The organism is Pseudomonas sp. TH41 (assembly GCF_016650695.1).
GTDB lineage: Bacteria > Pseudomonadota > Gammaproteobacteria > Pseudomonadales > Pseudomonadaceae > Aquipseudomonas.
This window is the reverse complement of sequence record NZ_JAEKFH010000006.1, coordinates 422,174-439,541: the sequence shown is the minus strand read 5'-3', so window position 1 is coordinate 439,541 and position 17,368 is coordinate 422,174. Positions and strand designations below refer to the sequence as shown.

The 17,368-nt window shown below is 59.8% G+C and carries 13 protein-coding genes; 11 read left to right on the top strand and 2 right to left on the bottom strand.

Going from position 1 to position 17,368, the window contains the following annotated elements; translation table 11 throughout:
* Nucleotides 1-129: 129 nt before the first annotated feature.
* Together JFU37_RS25935 and JFU37_RS25930 are read left to right on the top strand one after the other, a co-directional pair.
* Nucleotides 130-1,866: an IlvD/Edd family dehydratase gene (locus JFU37_RS25935; RefSeq protein WP_201119883.1), complete on the top strand. Its 1,737-nt coding sequence runs from the start codon at nucleotides 130-132 to the stop codon at nucleotides 1,864-1,866.
* Nucleotides 1,867-2,045: 179 nt separating this feature from the next.
* Nucleotides 2,046-2,780 carry a FadR/GntR family transcriptional regulator gene (locus JFU37_RS25930; protein ID WP_201119882.1) on the top strand — a complete coding sequence of 245 codons (735 nt, stop codon included), beginning with the start codon at nucleotides 2,046-2,048 and terminating at the stop codon, nucleotides 2,778-2,780.
* A 55-nt stretch (nucleotides 2,781-2,835) separates the two neighbouring features.
* Here JFU37_RS25930 and JFU37_RS25925 read toward each other — a convergent pair whose 3' ends face one another.
* Nucleotides 2,836-3,753, bottom strand: coding sequence for a LysR family transcriptional regulator (locus JFU37_RS25925; RefSeq protein ID WP_201119881.1), 918 nt, complete (start codon nucleotides 3,751-3,753; stop codon nucleotides 2,836-2,838).
* Nucleotides 3,754-3,864: 111 nt separating this feature from the next.
* Here JFU37_RS25925 and gcl point away from each other — a divergent pair, with 111 nt between their 5' ends.
* Genes gcl through JFU37_RS25910 form a run of 3 tightly spaced genes read left to right on the top strand, consistent with a single transcriptional unit; the run spans nucleotide 3,865 to nucleotide 7,376 of the window.
* Complete coding sequence (gene gcl, locus JFU37_RS25920; RefSeq protein ID WP_201119880.1) at nucleotides 3,865-5,640, top strand: glyoxylate carboligase; 1,776 nt, start codon at nucleotides 3,865-3,867, stop codon at nucleotides 5,638-5,640.
* Between the two features lie 48 nt (nucleotides 5,641-5,688).
* Complete coding sequence (hyi, locus tag JFU37_RS25915; RefSeq protein WP_201119879.1) at nucleotides 5,689-6,471, top strand: hydroxypyruvate isomerase; 783 nt, start codon at nucleotides 5,689-5,691, stop codon at nucleotides 6,469-6,471.
* 14 nt (nucleotides 6,472-6,485) lie between these two features.
* Nucleotides 6,486-7,376 (top strand): 2-hydroxy-3-oxopropionate reductase, encoded by an 891-nt coding sequence (locus JFU37_RS25910; RefSeq protein ID WP_201119878.1) that lies wholly within the window; start codon nucleotides 6,486-6,488, stop codon nucleotides 7,374-7,376.
* A gap of 73 nt (nucleotides 7,377-7,449) precedes the next feature.
* Here the strand turns inward: JFU37_RS25910 and glcC are convergent, their stop codons facing one another.
* Nucleotides 7,450-8,229 (bottom strand): transcriptional regulator GlcC, encoded by a 780-nt coding sequence (gene glcC / locus JFU37_RS25905; RefSeq protein WP_201119877.1) that lies wholly within the window; start codon nucleotides 8,227-8,229, stop codon nucleotides 7,450-7,452.
* A 271-nt stretch (nucleotides 8,230-8,500) separates the two neighbouring features.
* Between glcC and glcD the strand changes: the two genes are divergently transcribed.
* The 6 genes from glcD (at nucleotide 8,501) to JFU37_RS25875 (ending at nucleotide 16,845) form a co-directional block, all read left to right on the top strand.
* Nucleotides 8,501-10,000 carry a glycolate oxidase subunit GlcD gene (glcD, locus tag JFU37_RS25900; RefSeq protein WP_201119876.1) on the top strand — a complete coding sequence of 500 codons (1,500 nt, stop codon included), beginning with the start codon at nucleotides 8,501-8,503 and terminating at the stop codon, nucleotides 9,998-10,000.
* Entirely contained in the window at nucleotides 10,000-11,052 is a 1,053-nt protein-coding gene (glcE, locus tag JFU37_RS25895; protein ID WP_201119875.1) for a glycolate oxidase subunit GlcE, read from the top strand. Before glcD ends, glcE begins: the two co-directional genes overlap by 1 nt.
* A 9-nt stretch (nucleotides 11,053-11,061) precedes the next feature.
* Nucleotides 11,062-12,279, top strand: a complete 1,218-nt coding sequence (glcF, locus tag JFU37_RS25890; protein WP_201119874.1) for a glycolate oxidase subunit GlcF — start codon at nucleotides 11,062-11,064, stop codon at nucleotides 12,277-12,279.
* Between the two features lie 9 nt (nucleotides 12,280-12,288).
* Nucleotides 12,289-12,687, top strand: coding sequence for a heme-binding protein (locus tag JFU37_RS25885; RefSeq protein WP_201119873.1), 399 nt, complete (start codon nucleotides 12,289-12,291; stop codon nucleotides 12,685-12,687).
* 55 nt (nucleotides 12,688-12,742) lie between these two features.
* Nucleotides 12,743-14,920, top strand: coding sequence for a malate synthase G (locus tag JFU37_RS25880; protein WP_201119872.1), 2,178 nt, complete (start codon nucleotides 12,743-12,745; stop codon nucleotides 14,918-14,920).
* 239 nt (nucleotides 14,921-15,159) lie between these two features.
* Nucleotides 15,160-16,845, top strand: coding sequence for a lactate permease LctP family transporter (locus tag JFU37_RS25875; protein WP_201119871.1), 1,686 nt, complete (start codon nucleotides 15,160-15,162; stop codon nucleotides 16,843-16,845).
* The last annotated feature ends 523 nt before the right edge of the window (nucleotides 16,846-17,368 follow it).

The following is a 17,368-nucleotide window of genomic DNA, read 5'->3' as shown; positions in this document are numbered from 1 at the left end:
AGGGCCATCCCTCCGTCGAAAACGACTATATAGTAATACTAATTGATCAACAATACTTCCAAACAGGCAAATTTGCGTTTATGTTACGCCTCATTATGAACAATATAGTCATACAATAAGAGAGCTATTATGTCTGATAAGAAACCCACCCTGCGCTCCGCTCAATGGTTTGGCACCGCCGACAAGAACGGTTTCATGTACCGCAGCTGGATGAAGAATCAGGGTATCGCCGACCACCAGTTCCATGGCAAACCGATCATCGGCATCTGCAACACCTGGTCGGAATTGACCCCGTGCAACGCGCATTTCCGCCAGATTGCGGAGCACGTCAAACGTGGGGTGATCGAGGCAGGTGGCTGGCCGGTGGAATTCCCGGTGTTCTCCAACGGCGAATCGAACCTGCGTCCGACCGCCATGTTCACCCGCAACCTGACGAGCATGGACGTCGAAGAAGCGATTCGCGGTAACCCGATTGATGGCGTGGTGCTGCTGACCGGCTGCGATAAAACCACCCCCGCATTGCTGATGGGCGCGGCCAGTTGTGACGTACCGGCGATCGTCGTCACCGGCGGGCCGATGCTCAACGGCAAGCACAAGGGCCAGGACATCGGCTCGGGCACCGTGGTCTGGCAGCTCAGCGAGCAGGTCAAGGCCGGCACCATTACCCTCGACGACTTCCTCGCGGCCGAGGGCGGCATGTCCCGCTCCGCCGGCACCTGCAACACCATGGGCACCGCGTCGACCATGGCCTGCATGGCTGAAGCCCTTGGCACTTCCCTGCCCCACAACGCAGCGATTCCAGCGGTGGATGCGCGGCGTTATGTACTGGCGCACATGTCCGGCATGCGCGCGGTGGAAATGGTGCGCGAAGACTTGAAGCTGTCGAAGATCCTGACCAAAGAGGCCTTCGAAAACGCCATCCGTGTGAACGCGGCCATCGGCGGCTCGACCAACGCCGTGATTCACTTGAAAGCCATCGCCGGCCGCATTGGCGTGGATCTGGAACTGGATGACTGGACCCGCATCGGTCGCGGCATGCCGACCATCGTCGACCTGCAACCCTCCGGGCGCTTCCTGATGGAAGAGTTTTACTACGCCGGTGGCCTACCTGCGGTTTTACGCCGCCTCGGTGAGGCTAATCTGATTCCGCATCCGAACGCCTTGACCGTCAACGGCAAGACCCTCGGCGAGAACACCAAGGACGCACCGATCTACGGCCAGGACGAAGTGATCCGCACCCTCGACAACCCGATCCGCGCCGACGGCGGCATCTGCGTGTTGCGCGGCAACCTGGCGCCATTGGGTGCAGTGCTCAAACCATCCGCGGCCAGTGCCGAGCTGATGCAACACCGCGGGCGTGCCGTGGTGTTCGAGAACTTCGACATGTACAAGGCACGGATTAACGATCCGGAACTGGACGTGGATGCCAACTCGATTCTGGTAATGAAGAACTGCGGGCCGAAGGGTTACCCGGGCATGGCCGAAGTCGGCAACATGGGCTTGCCGGCCAAACTGCTGGCCCAGGGCGTGACCGACATGGTGCGTATTTCCGATGCGCGCATGAGCGGCACGGCGTACGGCACGGTGGTGTTGCATGTGGCCCCCGAAGCCGCAGCCGGTGGGCCTTTGGCGACGGTGAAGGAAGGTGACTGGATCGAGCTCGACTGCGCCAATGGGCGTCTGCATCTGGACATTCCGGATGCGGAACTGGCGGCGCGCATGGCTGATCTGCAACCGCCGCAAAACCTGATCGTGGGCGGTTATCGTCAGCTCTACATCGACCATGTGCTGCAGGCGGACCAGGGTTGCGACTTTGACTTCCTGGTCGGGTGCCGCGGGGCCGAAGTCCCCCGCCACTCTCATTAACACCACCGTCCCCTTGTAGGAGCGAGCTTGCTCGCGAAGGTGTGTCAGCAACATAGGTGTCGACTGACACTCCATCGCGAGCAAGCTCGCTCCTACATTTGATTTGTGCCGGCCTCAAGTTTGCATCGCGCCTGTTATCATGCGCGGCATCTCCATCGCACAGGATCGCGCCGTTCCCCATGGATTACCGCAAACCCTCCGACCGCAAAAGCATGCACTCGCGCATCGTCCAGGAACTGGGCATGCAGATCGTTTCCGGGCGCTTCAAACCGGACGATAAACTGCCCGCCGAAGCCCTGTTGTGCGAGGAGTACGCGGTCAGCCGGCCGGTGCTGCGCGAAGCTACCAAGGTATTAGTCGCCAAGGGCCTGGTGTATTCCCGCCCGCGGGTTGGCACGGTGGTCAAACCACGCCGGGAATGGCACATGCTCGACCCGGACGTGCTGCACTGGTTGATGCAAAGCAGCCCGCAAAATGAGTTTTTCAGTCTGCTGACCAGCGTGCGCAGCATCATCGAACCGGCTGCTGCTGCGCTGGCCGCGCAGTTCGCCACCGACGATGACATCGCCTCCATCGGTGAAGCCTACCAACGCATGGAGGCCGCTCCGACGCCAGAAGCGTTGCTGCAACCGGACCTGGATTTTCACAGCCGGATTGCCCACGCCACCCATAACGACTTGCTGGCCAACCTGTGCAACATGCTGTCGGTGGCGATTACCGAAGCGTTGAAGCACTCCAACCAGCGACCGAATCTGCATGAGCTGGCGTTGCCGCGGCATAAGGCGATTCTGACGGCTATCGAAAACCGCGATGCGTTGGGTGCGCAACATGCGACGTTGGTGCAGCTCGATGATGCGCGCAGTGCATTGAGGGTGGTGTTGGTTCCTGACGAAGCAACGGCCTTGTCGCTCTAGTTCCATGTCCACTTACCCAGCAACGGGGAATGTGGTCGGATCAGACGCAGAACACTCAAAGCGGGTGCGGCGCCTCCCAGTAATCGGCTGAATTATATAAAGTTTTAAGATATTCGATAAAGAAACGCACTTTGGCTGGTAAATAGCGTTGCTGGGGGTACACCGCCTGAATGTCGTAATTTGGCAAAGCAAACTCATCCAGAACCGTTACCAGTTCACCCCGCTTGAGCTCTCCCTGAATCTCCCACGTTGAGCGCCAACCAATACCGAGCCCCTGACGTATCCAGGCGAAAAGCAATTCACCGTCATTGCAAGCAACGTTACCACTGACTTTCATCGCTACCAGTCGACCATCGCGCAAGAACGTCCAGCCCCGTTGCTGGCCACCCTGCAGGTTGAACGCCAAGCAATTGTGCTGTGCCAACTCCTCCAGCGTTTGCGGTGCACCATGCTTGGCGAAATAGTCTGGCGTCCCGCAAACCACCCTCCAATTGGGGAACAGCTTGATCGCCACGTAGTTGGGGTCAGTGACTTCTCCGATACGGATGCTCATATCGTACCCCTCGCTGACCAGGTCAATCACGCTGTCCGTAAAGTTGAAAGATAACTTGAGATCCGGAAAACGCTGCTGGAAGGCATAGACATGAGGGGCAATATGCTGTCGTCCAAAAGCAGCCGGAGCGGACACCACCAAATGGCCGCTGACGGTGGTGCTTCTGTTGCTGATGCCTGACTCGATCTCGTCGAATTCGCGCATCAAATGCTTGGCCCCTTCCAGAAACTGCTCTCCCGCCTCAGTCAGCTTCAAGCCTCGCGTAGAGCGATGCATCAACTTGACGCCCAAGCGTTTTTCTAGCGCATCAAGTCGTCGACCAAGGATGGCTGGCGTCACACCCTCATTCAATGCCGCAGCGGCGAAGCTGCCCTTATGGGCGACCTGAACAAAACTGTGTAGCTCGGTATAACGACTCATCGATACCTCATGTATCGGCAGAAATCGATTTATGACTGTTCAACTCAATAATAACCTCCTTCATGCTGAGATCCGCTAGTAAAAATACCGACCAGCTTGAAGGAGGCAACAATGGCCAAAATGCGAGCAATTGAGGCTGCTGTATTGGTAATGCGTCGCGAAGGTGTCGACACCGCTTTTGGCATTCCCGGTGCAGCCATCAACCCGCTGTACGCTGCACTGAAAAAAATCGGCGGTGTTGACCACATTCTGGCACGTCATGTGGAAGGTGCCTCCCACATGGCTGAAGGTTACACGCGCACCAACGCGGGCAATATCGGCGTTTGCATCGGCACCTCTGGCCCCGCAGGTACCGACATGGTCACCGGTTTGTACTCAGCGTCCGCCGACTCCATTCCCATCCTCTGCATCACTGGTCAAGCGCCCCGTGCCCGGATGCACAAGGAAGACTTCCAGGCAGTCGATATCACCAGTATCGTCAAACCTGTCACCAAGTGGGCAACCACTGTGATGGAGCCCGGCCAGGTTCCTTATGCTTTCCAGAAAGCCTTCTATGAGATGCGTTCCGGTCGCCCAGGCCCTGTACTGATTGATTTACCATTCGACGTACAGATGGCAGAGATCGAGTTTGATATTGATGCCTATGAACCACTGCCATTGGCCCGCCCTTCCGCTACTCGACGTCAGGCCGAAAAGGCACTGGCAATGCTCAACGATGCTGAGCGCCCGCTGATCGTTTCTGGTGGTGGCGTAATCAATGCTGATGCCAGCGCCAAGCTTGTCGAGTTCGCGGAGTTTACCGGTGTACCTGTGGTTCCAACCCTGATGGGCTGGGGAACAATTCCGGACGACCATAAGCTGATGGTTGGCATGGTCGGCTTGCAGACCTCGCATCGCTACGGCAACGCCACCTTACTCGAGTCTGACCTGGTATTCGGCATTGGTAATCGCTGGGCCAACCGCCACACTGGCTCTGTCGATGTGTATACCGAAGGTCGACGCTTCATTCACGTCGACATCGAACCCACTCAGATAGGTCGCGTGTTCACCCCAGACCTGGGTATCGTTTCAGATGCCGGTGCCGCTTTGGACATGTTCTTGACGGTGGCTCGTGAATGGAAAGCCGCTGGCAAACTGAAAGATCGCAGCACGTGGGTAAATGCTTGCCGTGACCGCAAGCGCACTCTTCAACGCAAGACTCATTTTGATAATGTGCCGATCAAGCCCCAGCGCGTTTACGAAGAAATGAATGAATTCTTCGGCAAAGACACCTGCTATGTCAGCACCATTGGCTTGTCGCAGATTGCTGGCGCGCAGTTCCTGCACGTCTACAAGCCGCGGCACTGGATCAACTGTGGCCAGGCGGGCCCGCTGGGCTGGACTATTCCTGCTGCATTGGGTGTGGTCAAAGCCGATCCAGGCCGCCAAGTCGTAGCACTGTCTGGCGACTATGATTTCCAGTTCATGATCGAGGAATTGGCCGTCGGCGCTCAGTTCAACCTGCCCTATATTCATGTCCTGGTGAACAACTCCTACCTGGGATTGATCCGCCAGGCACAGCGCAACTTTGACATCGATTTCTGTGTGCAGCTTTCGTTCGACAACATCAACGCTCCAGAGCTGAACGGCTATGGCGTCGATCATGTGGCAGTCGTCGAGGGACTAGGATGCAAGGCGATTCGTGTGCGCGATCCAAATGACTTGCAGGCCGCATTTGCTCACGCCAAAGAACTGATGCACCAGCATCGCGTGCCCGTGGTTGTGGAAATCATTCTTGAACGCGTGACCAACATCGCCATGGGTACCGAGATCAACGCCATCAACGAGTTCGAGGATCTGGCGCTGAGCAGTGCCGATGCACCGACTTCCATTTTGCCATTGAATTAACCCTTTCCCCTCCCTGACTTTTTCCAGACAACGACACAGGAGCATTCCATGCCCCGATTCGCAGCCAACTTATCCATGTTGTTCACGGAAGTGGATTTTCTGGATCGTTTCGCCGCCGCCGCTGAAGCCGGCTTCAACGGTGTTGAGTACTTGTTCCCTTATGATTTCAGCTCCACCGAAATCAAGGAGAGACTCGAGAGCAACGGACTTATCCAAGTGCTTTTCAATTTGCCCTCGGGGGATTGGGCCAAGGGGGAACGCGGCATCGCCTGCCATCCCGACCGCGTTGAAGAGTTCCGGGCTGGCGTCGATTTGGCCATCGTTTACGCGCAAGTACTGGGCAACAAGCAACTCAACTGCCTGGCCGGTATCCGCCCTCAAGGTGTGGATGCCAATACAATCGAAAGCACCTTCGTGGCCAACCTCAAATATGCCGCTGACAAGCTGGAAACCGCGGGCATCAAACTTGTGATGGAAGCCATTAACACGCTGGATATTCCAGACTTCTATTTGAACAGCACACAGCAGGGACTCAACATCAGGAAAAAGGTCGGTAGTGCCAATCTTTTCCTGCAGTACGACATCTATCACATGCAGATTATGGAAGGTGACCTGGCGCGCACCGTCGAGTCCAACCTCGCTGCGATCAACCATGTGCAGCTCGCCGACAACCCGGGCCGCAACGAGCCGGGCACCGGCGAGATCAACTACAGCTTCCTCTTCGAGCACCTGGATCGCATCGGCTACCAGGGCTGGATCGGCTGTGAATACAAGCCGGCTACCACCACCGTTGCTGGCCTTGGCTGGCTGACAACCCATAACGTGATCTAACGGAGATTTTACCTATGGCCAAAATCGGATTCATTGGCACCGGCATCATGGGCAAGCCCATGGCTCAGAACCTGCAGAAAGCCGGCCACACCCTGTTCCTCTCCCAACACCACGGCCCTGCCCCGGCAGACTTGTTGGAAGCCGGTGCCATCGCTCTGGACAGCCCAAGGGATGTGGCCCAGGAAGCCGAGTTCATCATCGTCATGGTCCCGGACACCCCGCAGGTCGATGACGTGCTGTTCCGCAAGGACGGCGTGATCGAAGGTGTTGGTGCTGGCAAGGTGGTGATCGACATGAGTTCCATCTCCCCCAGCGCCACCAAGGCCTTCGCCGAGAAGATCAAGGCCACCGGCGCTGCCTACCTCGACGCCCCGGTATCCGGTGGTGAAGTGGGTGCCAAGGCCGCAACCCTGAGCATAATGGTCGGTGGTTGCCCGAACGCCTTCGAACGCGCCCTGCCGCTGTTTCAGACCATGGGCAAGAACATCACCCGCGTCGGTGGTAACGGCGACGGCCAGACCGCCAAGGTGGCCAACCAGATTATCGTCGCCCTGAACATCCAGGCCGTTGCCGAGGCCCTGCTGTTCGCCTCGAAGAATGGTGCCGATCCGGCCAAGGTACGTGAGGCGCTGATGGGCGGCTTCGCCGGCTCCAAAATCCTGGAAGTCCACGGCGAGCGTATGATCAAGGGCACCTTCGATCCGGGCTTCCGCATCAGCCTGCACCAGAAGGACCTCAACCTGGCACTGTCCGGTGCCCGCGAACTGGGCCTGAACCTGCCGAACACCGCCAATGCCCAGCAAGTGTTCAGCACCTGCGCGGCCCTCGGCGGCAGCAATTGGGACCACTCCGCCCTGATCAAGGGCCTGGAGCACATGGCCAACTTCTCGATTCGCGAGGAGTAAAGCGTTACCCACTGCCCGCATACCGGGTGGTGTGGCAGGGGCACGGCCTATCCATGGTCGTCCCCCATGCCGATTATTTCCACCCCTCCAGTCGCATGGTAGCGCGAACCAGGCGCTGTTCTTCTTGCTCGATCTCGTGAAGGTTGTCTCGCACGCTGTGGATGTGCTCGCGAGCGGCTCGCTGGGCCTGCTCCGGCAATTGCTCGATCACTGCCTGGTGGAGCCGCGTGTGCTGACGGTCGATCTGCCGTTTCTGCGCAGGCCGGCAGTAAAGATTGTTTACCGAAGCGAACACGCTACTGAGCATTAGATCGCTGAGCAACTGAAGGGTATGCACCAGGACGGGATTGTGCGAGGCCTCGCTAATTGCTCGGTGGAATGCGTGGTCGCGCCGTGCATGCTCTCGCGGATCATGTGCTTGCAGGTTCTCGTGAGCGGCGACCATCTCGTCATATCGCCGTTTGATGAGCACTCGGTCGACATCGGTAGCTCGCAATGCCGCCAGGCGTGCTGACTCCCCTTCGAGTAACGCTCGCACCTCCAACAGATCGAAAAGTGTGCGCGGCTGCGAACTGAACAGGTGCATCAATGGCGTCGCGTTATCTGCCCGGCTCAAGTCCGCGACGAACGAGCCGCGCCCCTGTTCGGTATCGACAATGCCGCGCCCGCGCAGCACTCGCAATCCTTCACGCAGCGCCGAGCGAGAGCAGCCCAGTTTCTCCACTAAACGCCGCTCGGAGGGCAGCGCTTGGCCGACTTTGAGGACGCCATCGACGATCAGCCTTTCGATGCGTTCTGCCACCTGATCGGCAATCTGCGGCTTGCCATGCTTACTTGAGTCGGAACGCACCATCAGAGCACTCCCAGAACTGGTAGGACCAGTTGGTGATAGCTTGAAATTTTCTGGTCGAATTATATTTAGGGAGCCCCGTTTATTCTACGTAAATAAGCAAAAGACCAGAAAAATTGGTAGGACCAGTTCGATTACCCATCGACGCGAGACCTCACCCATGAGCACTCTGGTTGTACTCGGTCTAGTGAGCCTGACTCTGCATACGCATTAGTCTTCAGGCACACCCGAGCGCTGGTTCCGAGAACAACAAGAACAACTCTGTGTGAGCCTTATGAACATATCTTATGACGAGCGTGTCGATGGTGCCCTGCCCAGCGTCGACAAGGCTGCTTTGCTTTCCGAACTGCGCGAAGCCTTGCCTGATCTGGAGATCCTGCACAGCCAGGAAGACCTGAAACCTTATGAGTGTGACGGTCTGTCTGCCTACCGTACGGTGCCAATGCTGGTGGTCCTTCCCACGCGCATCGAGCAGGTGCAAGAACTGCTCAAGCTTTGCCACGCCCGCCAAGTGCCAATTGTTGCCCGAGGCGCTGGCACCGGTCTGTCGGGCGGAGCCCTTCCGCTGGAACAAGGCATTCTCCTGGTGATGGCGCGCTTTAACAGGATCATCGAAGTGAACCCGCAAGGCCGCTTCGCACGGCTCCAACCAGGCGTGCGCAACCTGGCGATTTCCCAGGCGGCGTCGCCATACAACCTGTACTACGCGCCGGACCCGTCCTCACAGATTGCTTGCTCCATTGGCGGCAACGTTGCGGAAAACGCCGGAGGCGTGCACTGCCTGAAGTACGGCCTGACAGTGCACAACCTGCTGAAGGTGGACATTCTCACTATCGAAGGCGAACACCTGACCCTTGGCAGCGATGCTTTGGACGCTCCCGGCTTCGACCTGTTAGCGCTGTTCACAGGTTCGGAAGGCATGTTGGGGATCGTTACTGAAGTCACCGTCAAACTGCTTCCCAAACCGCAAGTGGCGCGCGTGCTGTTGGCTAGCTTTGACTCGGTGGACAAGGCCGGCCGAGCAGTGGGCGACATCATCGCCGCCGGCATCATCCCTGGCGGTCTGGAGATGATGGACAACCTGTCGATTCGCGCCGCCGAAGACTTCATCGGTGCGGGGTACCCGTTGGATGCCGCGGCCATCCTGCTGTGCGAACTGGACGGTGTTGAGGCCGATGTGCAGGACGACTGTGAACGGGTCGAGGCGGTGCTCAAGAGCGCCGGTGCAACCGAAGTTCGCCTGGCCCGCGATGAGGCTGAGCGCATCAAGTTCTGGGCTGGGCGCAAGAATGCATTTGGCGCGGTTGGCCGTATTTCCCCGGATTACTACTGCATGGATGGCACGATCCCACGTCGCGAGCTTCCTCGGGTACTCAATGGCATCGCCAAACTGTCCGAAGAGTACGGGCTGCGCGTGGCTAACGTGTTTCATGCCGGCGACGGCAACATGCATCCGCTGATCCTCTTCGATGCAAATGTCCCAGGTGAACTGGAACGAGCTGAAGCCATTGGAGGCAAGATCCTTGAGCTTTGCGTCGAAGTCGGCGGCAGCATCACCGGCGAGCACGGGGTCGGGCGCGAGAAGATCAACCAGATGTGCGCCCAGTTCAACAGCGACGAGCTGACCCTGTTCCACGCAGTGAAGGCGGCCTTCGATCCGAAAGGCCTGCTCAACCCGGGCAAGAACATCCCGACCTTACACCGCTGCGCCGAGTTCGGCTCGATGCACATACATCACGGCAAGCTGCCTTTCCCTGAACTGGAGCGTTTCTGATGCGACACGATCACGACGCCAGCGTAGCGCTGCTGGAACAGGTTAACTACGCCCTCTATAAACATACCCCACTGCGAATTCAGGGCAGCAACAGCAAAGCCATGCTCGGCTGCCCAGTGAGCGGCGAGGTACTTGACACCCGTAGCCATCGCGGCATCGTCAGCTACGATCCGACCGAGCTGGTGCTGACCGCCCGGGCCGGCACACCGCTCGTAGAGATTGAGGCCGCGCTGGACTCCGCCGGGCAGATGTTGCCCTGTGAACCACCGCACCTGGGCATAGGCGCCACCGTCGGTGGCATGGTCGCCGCTGGCCTGTCCGGCCCGCGGCGCCCCTGGGCTGGGTCGGTGCGTGACTACGTGCTCGGCACCCGGGTGATCACCGGTCACGGCAAGCTCCTGCGCTTTGGCGGCGAAGTGATGAAGAACGTCGCCGGTTACGACGTGTCACGCCTGTTGACTGGCAGTTTCGGTTGCCTGGGCGTGCTCACCGAGGTGTCGCTCAAAGTACTGCCAAAGCCGCGCCGGTGCGCCAGCCTGCGCCTGGAAATGAACGTCCACCAAGCCCTCGGCAAACTCGCCGAATGGGGCCAGCAACCGACCCCCATCAGCGCCGCCAGCTACGACGGCGAGGCGCTGTACCTGCGACTGGAAGGCGGCGAAGGTTCGGTGGAGTCCGCCAGCCTGCACCTCGGCGGTGAGGAGATCGACAGTGACTACTGGCTGGACCTGCGCGAACAGCGCCTGGACTTTTTCACCGATCCTGCACCGCTGTGGCGCCTGTCGCTGCCGAACAACACCAGGCCGCTGGCCTTGCCCGGCAAGCAACTGATCGATTGGGGCGGCGCCCAACGTTGGCTCAAGTCCGACGGCGATGCCGCACTGATCCGCCGCAGCGTCGCTGAAGTCGGTGGCCACGCCACCTGCTATGGCGCTGACGAAAACCCATTCCCACCTCTGGCTGCGCCGTTGCGGCTTTGCCACCACAACCTCAAGAAACAGCTCGACCCCCAGGGGATTTTCAACCCCGGTCGTATGTACGCAGAGGTCTGAGATCGAGCCATGCAAACTAATTTGAGCGAACAAGCCAAGCGTCTGTCTCGCGCCGAAGAAGCCGAGAGCATCCTGCGCTCCTGCGTGCATTGCGGTTTTTGCAATGCCACTTGCCCTACTTACCAGCTGCTGGGAAATGAACTGGACGGTCCGCGCGGGCGAATCTACTTGATCAAGCAAGTGCTAGAGGGGCAGGAGATCACAGCCAAGACTCAGTTGCACCTGGACCGCTGCCTGACCTGCCGCAACTGCGAAACCACCTGCCCCTCCGGTGTGCAGTACCACAATCTGCTGGACATCGGCCGCGCCGTGGTCGAGGAGCATGTGCCACGCCCCTTGAGCGAGCGGATTCTGCGCGAAGGTCTGCGCGCCGTGGTGCCGCGACCGGCATTGTTCAAGGCTTTGACCCAGGTCGGCCAGGCGTTCCGCCCGCTGCTGCCGGTGATCTTGAAATCCAAGCTGGCAAGCCAGCCACGCCCAGCCAAGCCCCGTCCGACTAGACGCCATGCTCGCTGTGTATTGATGCTTGAAGGTTGCGTACAGCCAACCCTGTCGCCAAACACCAACGCAGCCACGGCGCGGGTGTTGGATCGTCTGGGCATTAGCGTGGTGCCCGTGCGCGAGGCAGGTTGCTGCGGTGCGGTGGATTACCACTTGAACGCTCAGGACAAAGGTCTGGAGCGCGCTCGGCGAAACATCGACGCCTGGTGGCCCGCCATTGAGGCCGGCGCCGAGGCCATAGTGCAGACCGCCAGCGGCTGCGGAGCTTTCGTTCGGGACTATGGCCACCTACTCAAGAGCGACGCTGCCTACGCGCAAAAGGCCGAGCGAGTCAGCGCCCTGGCCAAGGACCTGGTGGAAGTGCTACGTGCAGAACCGCTGGAAGAGCTCGGCATCCACGGTAATCGACGTCTGGCCTTCCACTGCCCTTGCACACTTCAACATGCCCAAAGGCTCGGCGGTGCAGTGGAAAGCGTGCTCACCCGCCTCGGCTTCAGCTTGACCAGCGTCCCGGACAGCCATCTCTGCTGCGGCTCGGCCGGTACCTACTCGCTGACTCAGCCAGAGCTGTCACGACAACTGCGCGACAACAAGCTCAATGCGCTGGAGAGCGGCAACCCCGAAGTGATTGTCACCGCCAACATTGGCTGCCAGACCCATCTTGAAAGCGCAGGACGTACCCCGATTCGACATTGGGTCGAGTTAGTGGAAGAAGCCCTGATTTAGGAGAAAACCATGCAAAGCAAAGTAGTACTTGATAATGCCGATATCGCTCGCATCCTCGCTGGCGCGCGTGAGGAGGCCCTGCGCAACCATTGGGCGGTGACCATCGCCGTGGTCGATGACGGAGGACACCCCCTCGCTCTGGAACGCCTGGACGGCTGTGCGCCGATCGGCGCCTACATAGCCATGGAGAAAGCCCGCAGTGCGGCTCTGGGCCGGCGCGAGACCAAGGGTTATGAGGAAATGGTCAATGGTGGTCGCACCGCCTTCATCAGTGCCCCGATGCTGACCTCATTGGAAGGCGGAGTGCCGATACTGATCGAAGGTCAGGTAGTCGGCGCGGTGGGAGTGTCAGGCGTCAAGTCTGACCAGGACGCGCAAATCGCCAAAGCCGGTATCGCCGGTATTTGAACGTGATCAGTTTCAGGCCCCATCAATGGGGCGCAATCGAACGGGAGAGAAGAGAATGACCGAGCGAGTGCTCTGCCATCACATGCAGGTGGCCAGCATCCTTAAACACTTCATTGACGACGAGGTGTTGCCGGGGACAGGTATCGCCGCCGAAGACTTCTGGGATGGTTTCGATGTATTGGTGCACAAGCTTGCTCCGCGCAATCGCACCCTGCTGGGCGAACGTGATCGCCTGCAAAGCGAACTGGACACTTGGCATCGTGCCAATCCCGGTCCGGTCACAGACATGGACGCTTATCAGGCGTTTCTCACTGCTATCGGTTACCTGGTTGCGCAGCCCGAGCAGGTGCATATTGGCACCGCCAACGTCGACACCGAAATATCCGTGCAGGCCGGTCCGCAGCTGGTTGTTCCGGTGATGAACGCGCGTTATGCGTTGAATGCCGCCAACGCCCGCTGGGGCTCGCTCTACGATGCGCTCTATGGCACCGACGCTGTCAGCGAAGAAGGTGGTGCCGAGAAGGGCAAGGGCTACAACAAGGTTCGCGGTGACAAGGTCATCACCTTCGTCCGCGCCTTCCTCGACGAAGCCGCGCCGCTGGAAGGCGCTTCCCACGTCGATGCCACCGCCTACGTGGTGAAGAACAGCCAGTTGGCCGTGAGCCTGAAGAATGGCAACGAGGTCAGCCTGAAGAACGCCGCCCAGTTCATCGCCTTCCAGGGCGAGGCCGTCAAGCCCGCCGCCGTCCTGCTGAAGAACAACGGCCTGCACTTCGAAATCCAGATCGACCCGACCAGCCTCATCGGCCAGACCGACGCCGCTGGCGTGAAGGACGTGCTGATGGAGTCCGCACTGAGCACCATCATGGACTGCGAAGACTCGGTCGCCGCAGTCGATGCCGACGACAAGGTCGTGGTCTACCGCAACTGGCTGGGCCTGATGAAAGGCGACCTCGCCGAAGCAGTCAGCAAGGGTGGCCAGACCTTCACCCGCACCCTGAATCCGGACCGCACCTACACCAGGGCCGGCGGTGGCGAACTGACCCTGCATGGCCGCTCGCTACTGTTCATCCGAAATGTCGGCCACCTGATGAGCACCCCGGCGATCCTCGACGGCGAAGGCAACGAGATTCCCGAAGGCATCATGGATGCGGTGGTCACCAGCCTGATCGCCCTGCACGACATCCAACGCAATGGAAACTCGCGCACCGGCAGCGTTTACATCGTCAAACCGAAGATGCATGGTCCGGCCGAAGTGGCCTTCGCCGACGAACTCTTCGACCGCGTCGAGGACCTGCTCGGCCTACCGCGCTACAGCCTGAAGATGGGCATCATGGACGAGGAGCGCCGCACCAGCGTCAACCTCAAAGCCTGCATCGCCGCGGCGGCCAATCGCGTGGCCTTCATCAACACCGGCTTCCTCGACCGCACCGGCGACGAAATGCACTCCGGCATGGAAGCCGGCGCCATGCTGCGCAAGGGCGACATGAAGGGTTCCCCGTGGATCGCCGCCTACGAGCTCAACAATGTACTGGTCGGCCTCGCCTGCGGCTTGCGCGGCAAAGCGCAGATCGGCAAGGGCATGTGGGCCATGCCCGATCTGATGGCAGCCATGCTCGAACAGAAGATCAGCCATCCCAAGGCCGGCGCCAACACCGCTTGGGTGCCGTCGCCGACCGCCGCCACTCTGCACGCCCTGCACTATCACAAGGTCGATGTGCAGGCGGTGCAGCGCGAGCTGGAACTGCTCAACCTGGCCAGCCAGCGCGCCAGCCTGCTGCACGATCTGCTCAGTGTACCGGTGAGCATCGCGCGCAACTGGAGCGCTGCCGAGATCCAGGCGGAACTGGACAACAACTGCCAGGGGATTCTCGGCTACGTGGTGCGCTGGATAGAACAGGGCGTCGGCTGCTCCAAGGTGCCGGACATCCACAACGTCGGCCTGATGGAAGACCGCGCCACCCTGCGCATCTCCGCCCAGCACATCGCCAACTGGCTGCAACACGGCGTGGTCAGCGTGGCCCAAGTGCAAGAGACTCTCGAGCGCATGGCCCGTGTGGTCGACGAGCAGAACGCCAGTGACGCCGCCTATCGCCCCATGGCACTGGACTTCGAGCGCTCGCACGCCTTCCGCGCCGCCAGCGACCTGGTGCTCAAAGGCCGCGAGCAGCCCAGCGGCTACACCGAGCCCCTGCTGCACGCCTGGCGGCTGCGCTTCAAGCAGCAACACTGAGCAGCGCCTCCCCCGGTCGAATCACCGGCTGGGGGAGGCATGCGCGGACGAACACCAGGACGCCCCAAGCAGCATCCGGTTTAACCCACGAAGAGCATTAACGCGCTCTTTTCAAGCCTCAATCACTACAGAGACCACGCGCCACTGATAACCCCCATGCCAGCGCGTCGCTATGCGCAATCCGCAGCGACGCCGCAGTTGACATATTGGATACCCAAAAATAACAAGAGGCTCCTCACATGCAAACATGGCACCAGATGTACACCCCACTCGGAAGCTTGGGATTATCAGCCCTGGTTGCGCTGATCCCCATCATATTCTTCGTTGTAGCGCTCGCAGTCTTGCGCATGAAAGGCTATATCGCCGGCACCATTACCTTGGCGCTGTCGATTGCTATTGCCACCCTTGCGTTCGACATGCCACTGGACATGGCTTTCGCCTCAGCCGGTTATGGCTTCGCCTACGGTCTCTGGCCTATCGCCTGGATCATCGTCGCGGCGGTGTTCCTTTACAAACTCACGGTCAAGAGCGGCCAGTTCGAAGTGATCCGCAGTTCAGTGCTGTCCATCACTGACGACCAGCGCCTGCAGGTGCTGCTGATCGGCTTCTCTTTCGGCGCCTTCCTTGAAGGAGCAGCCGGTTTCGGCGCACCCGTGGCGATCACCGGTGCACTACTGGTCGGTCTTGGCCTCAACCCGCTCTACGCAGCGGGCCTGTGCCTGATCGCCAACACTGCCCCGGTGGCCTTCGGCGCCCTGGGCGTACCCATCATCGTCGCCGGCCAGGTGACCGGTATCGATGCCTTCAAGATTGGTGCGATGGCCGGCCGTCAGTTGCCGTTGCTGTCGGTCATTGTGCCGTTCTGGCTGGTCGCCATGATGGATGGCTGGCGGGGCATCAAGGAAACCTGGCCGGCGGCCCTGGTGGCCGGAGGTAGCTTCGCCATCACCCAGTACTTCACCTCCAACTACATCGGTCCTGAACTGCCCGACATCACCTCGGCGCTGGTGAGCATCGTGTCCCTGACCCTGTTCCTCAAGGTCTGGCAGCCCGCACGTGCCGAAGATCGCGAGGTGGTCGGCGTGTCCGGCGGTGTGGCGGTGATGGGCGGTTTCGGCGGCCGACAGAGCGGCACCCCCTCGCCTTACAGCTTCGGCGAAATCCTCAAGGCCTGGTCGCCCTTCCTGGTGCTGACTGTGCTGGTGACCATCTGGACGCTGAAGCCCTTCAAGGCGCTGTTCGCCCCGGGTGGCGCGCTGGAGCAGTTCGTTTTCATTTTCGCCATCCCGCACCTGGACCAGTTGGTGATGAAGGTTGCCCCGATCGTCGCGACCGCCACTGCCATGCCGGCTGTGTACAAGTTCGACCTGATATCGGCAGGAGGCAGCGCGATCCTGTTCTCGGCATTGATCTCGATGTTGATCCTGCGCATCGATGTCAAGACGGGGCTCTCGACCTTCAAGGAAACCCTGATTGAATTGAAATTCCCGATTCTCTCAATCGGCATGGTGCTGGCCTTCGCGTTCGTCACCAATTACTCCGGTATGTCCACCACCCTGGCCCTGGTCCTGGCTGGTACGGGCTCGGCATTCCCCTTCTTCTCGCCGTTCCTCGGCTGGCTGGGCGTGTTCCTGACCGGCTCAGATACCTCGTCCAATGCCCTGTTCGCTTCGTTGCAGGCGACCACCGCGCACCAGATCGGCGTCCACGACACCCTACTGGTCGCCGCCAACAGCAGTGGAGGTGTGACCGGCAAGATGATCTCGCCGCAGTCCATCGCCGTGGCCTGTGCCGCAACAGGAATCGTCGGCAAGGAATCCGACCTGTTCCGCTTCACCCTCAAGCACAGCCTGATTTTCGCCAGCATCATCGGCCTCATCACGCTGTCCCAGGCCTACATATTCACTGGGATACTGGTGTACTGAGCCAGCCTCGGGCGCTGGGTTATCCGGTGCCCGCTTCCATTCCTTTGCGCTATCCTCGCCCTGGGAGACCTGGGCCCCCTGGCCAGCAAACCGGTGCGTGAAGCTGCTGTTCGCTCTCGGTGCGCGCAGGAGCAACCTATACATGGTCGACCGCCAGGTTCAGGAATGTCTGCAACCCAGCACATCTGTCGCCAGCGTCGCGATGAGGCACGGGATCAGTTGACCACTACACCGCATACCGATGAGGACAATGAGATCGGTTCCTTGCCGCTGTCGGTGATTCAGTCAACCAACAACCAGACATCATCCGCACTTGCGCTCATGAGTACGTCTCCCTACAGGCAGTGCCCCTTTGCGAGGCATGCAGTCCATAAAAAGGCACAACCGCGAATCATAGAAAAAATTGGTTCGCTGACGATCGAACCAATGGCCTTTCATCGCCCTACCCCTAAGCCGCGAACCTTTGCTCATTGGCTCAACCATCGGCCACGCAAGTTTTTACAGGCCTGATTCGCATTGACCC

Coding starts and splice junctions, on each gene's coding strand:
- JFU37_RS25910 (WP_201119878.1), top strand. CDS start 6,486: ATGGCCAAAATCGGATTCATTGGCACCGGCATCATGGGCAAGCCCATG.
- glcF (WP_201119874.1), top strand. CDS start 11,062: ATGCAAACTAATTTGAGCGAACAAGCCAAGCGTCTGTCTCGCGCCGAA.
- glcC (WP_201119877.1), bottom strand. CDS start 8,229: ATGGTGCGTTCCGACTCAAGTAAGCATGGCAAGCCGCAGATTGCCGAT.
- hyi (WP_201119879.1), top strand. CDS start 5,689: ATGCCCCGATTCGCAGCCAACTTATCCATGTTGTTCACGGAAGTGGAT.
- JFU37_RS25885 (WP_201119873.1), top strand. CDS start 12,289: ATGCAAAGCAAAGTAGTACTTGATAATGCCGATATCGCTCGCATCCTC.
- JFU37_RS25925 (WP_201119881.1), bottom strand. CDS start 3,753: ATGAGTCGTTATACCGAGCTACACAGTTTTGTTCAGGTCGCCCATAAG.
- glcE (WP_201119875.1), top strand. CDS start 10,000: ATGCGACACGATCACGACGCCAGCGTAGCGCTGCTGGAACAGGTTAAC.
- JFU37_RS25930 (WP_201119882.1), top strand. CDS start 2,046: ATGGATTACCGCAAACCCTCCGACCGCAAAAGCATGCACTCGCGCATC.
- JFU37_RS25935 (WP_201119883.1), top strand. CDS start 130: ATGTCTGATAAGAAACCCACCCTGCGCTCCGCTCAATGGTTTGGCACC.
- gcl (WP_201119880.1), top strand. CDS start 3,865: ATGGCCAAAATGCGAGCAATTGAGGCTGCTGTATTGGTAATGCGTCGC.
- JFU37_RS25880 (WP_201119872.1), top strand. CDS start 12,743: ATGACCGAGCGAGTGCTCTGCCATCACATGCAGGTGGCCAGCATCCTT.
- glcD (WP_201119876.1), top strand. CDS start 8,501: ATGAACATATCTTATGACGAGCGTGTCGATGGTGCCCTGCCCAGCGTC.
- JFU37_RS25875 (WP_201119871.1), top strand. CDS start 15,160: ATGCAAACATGGCACCAGATGTACACCCCACTCGGAAGCTTGGGATTA.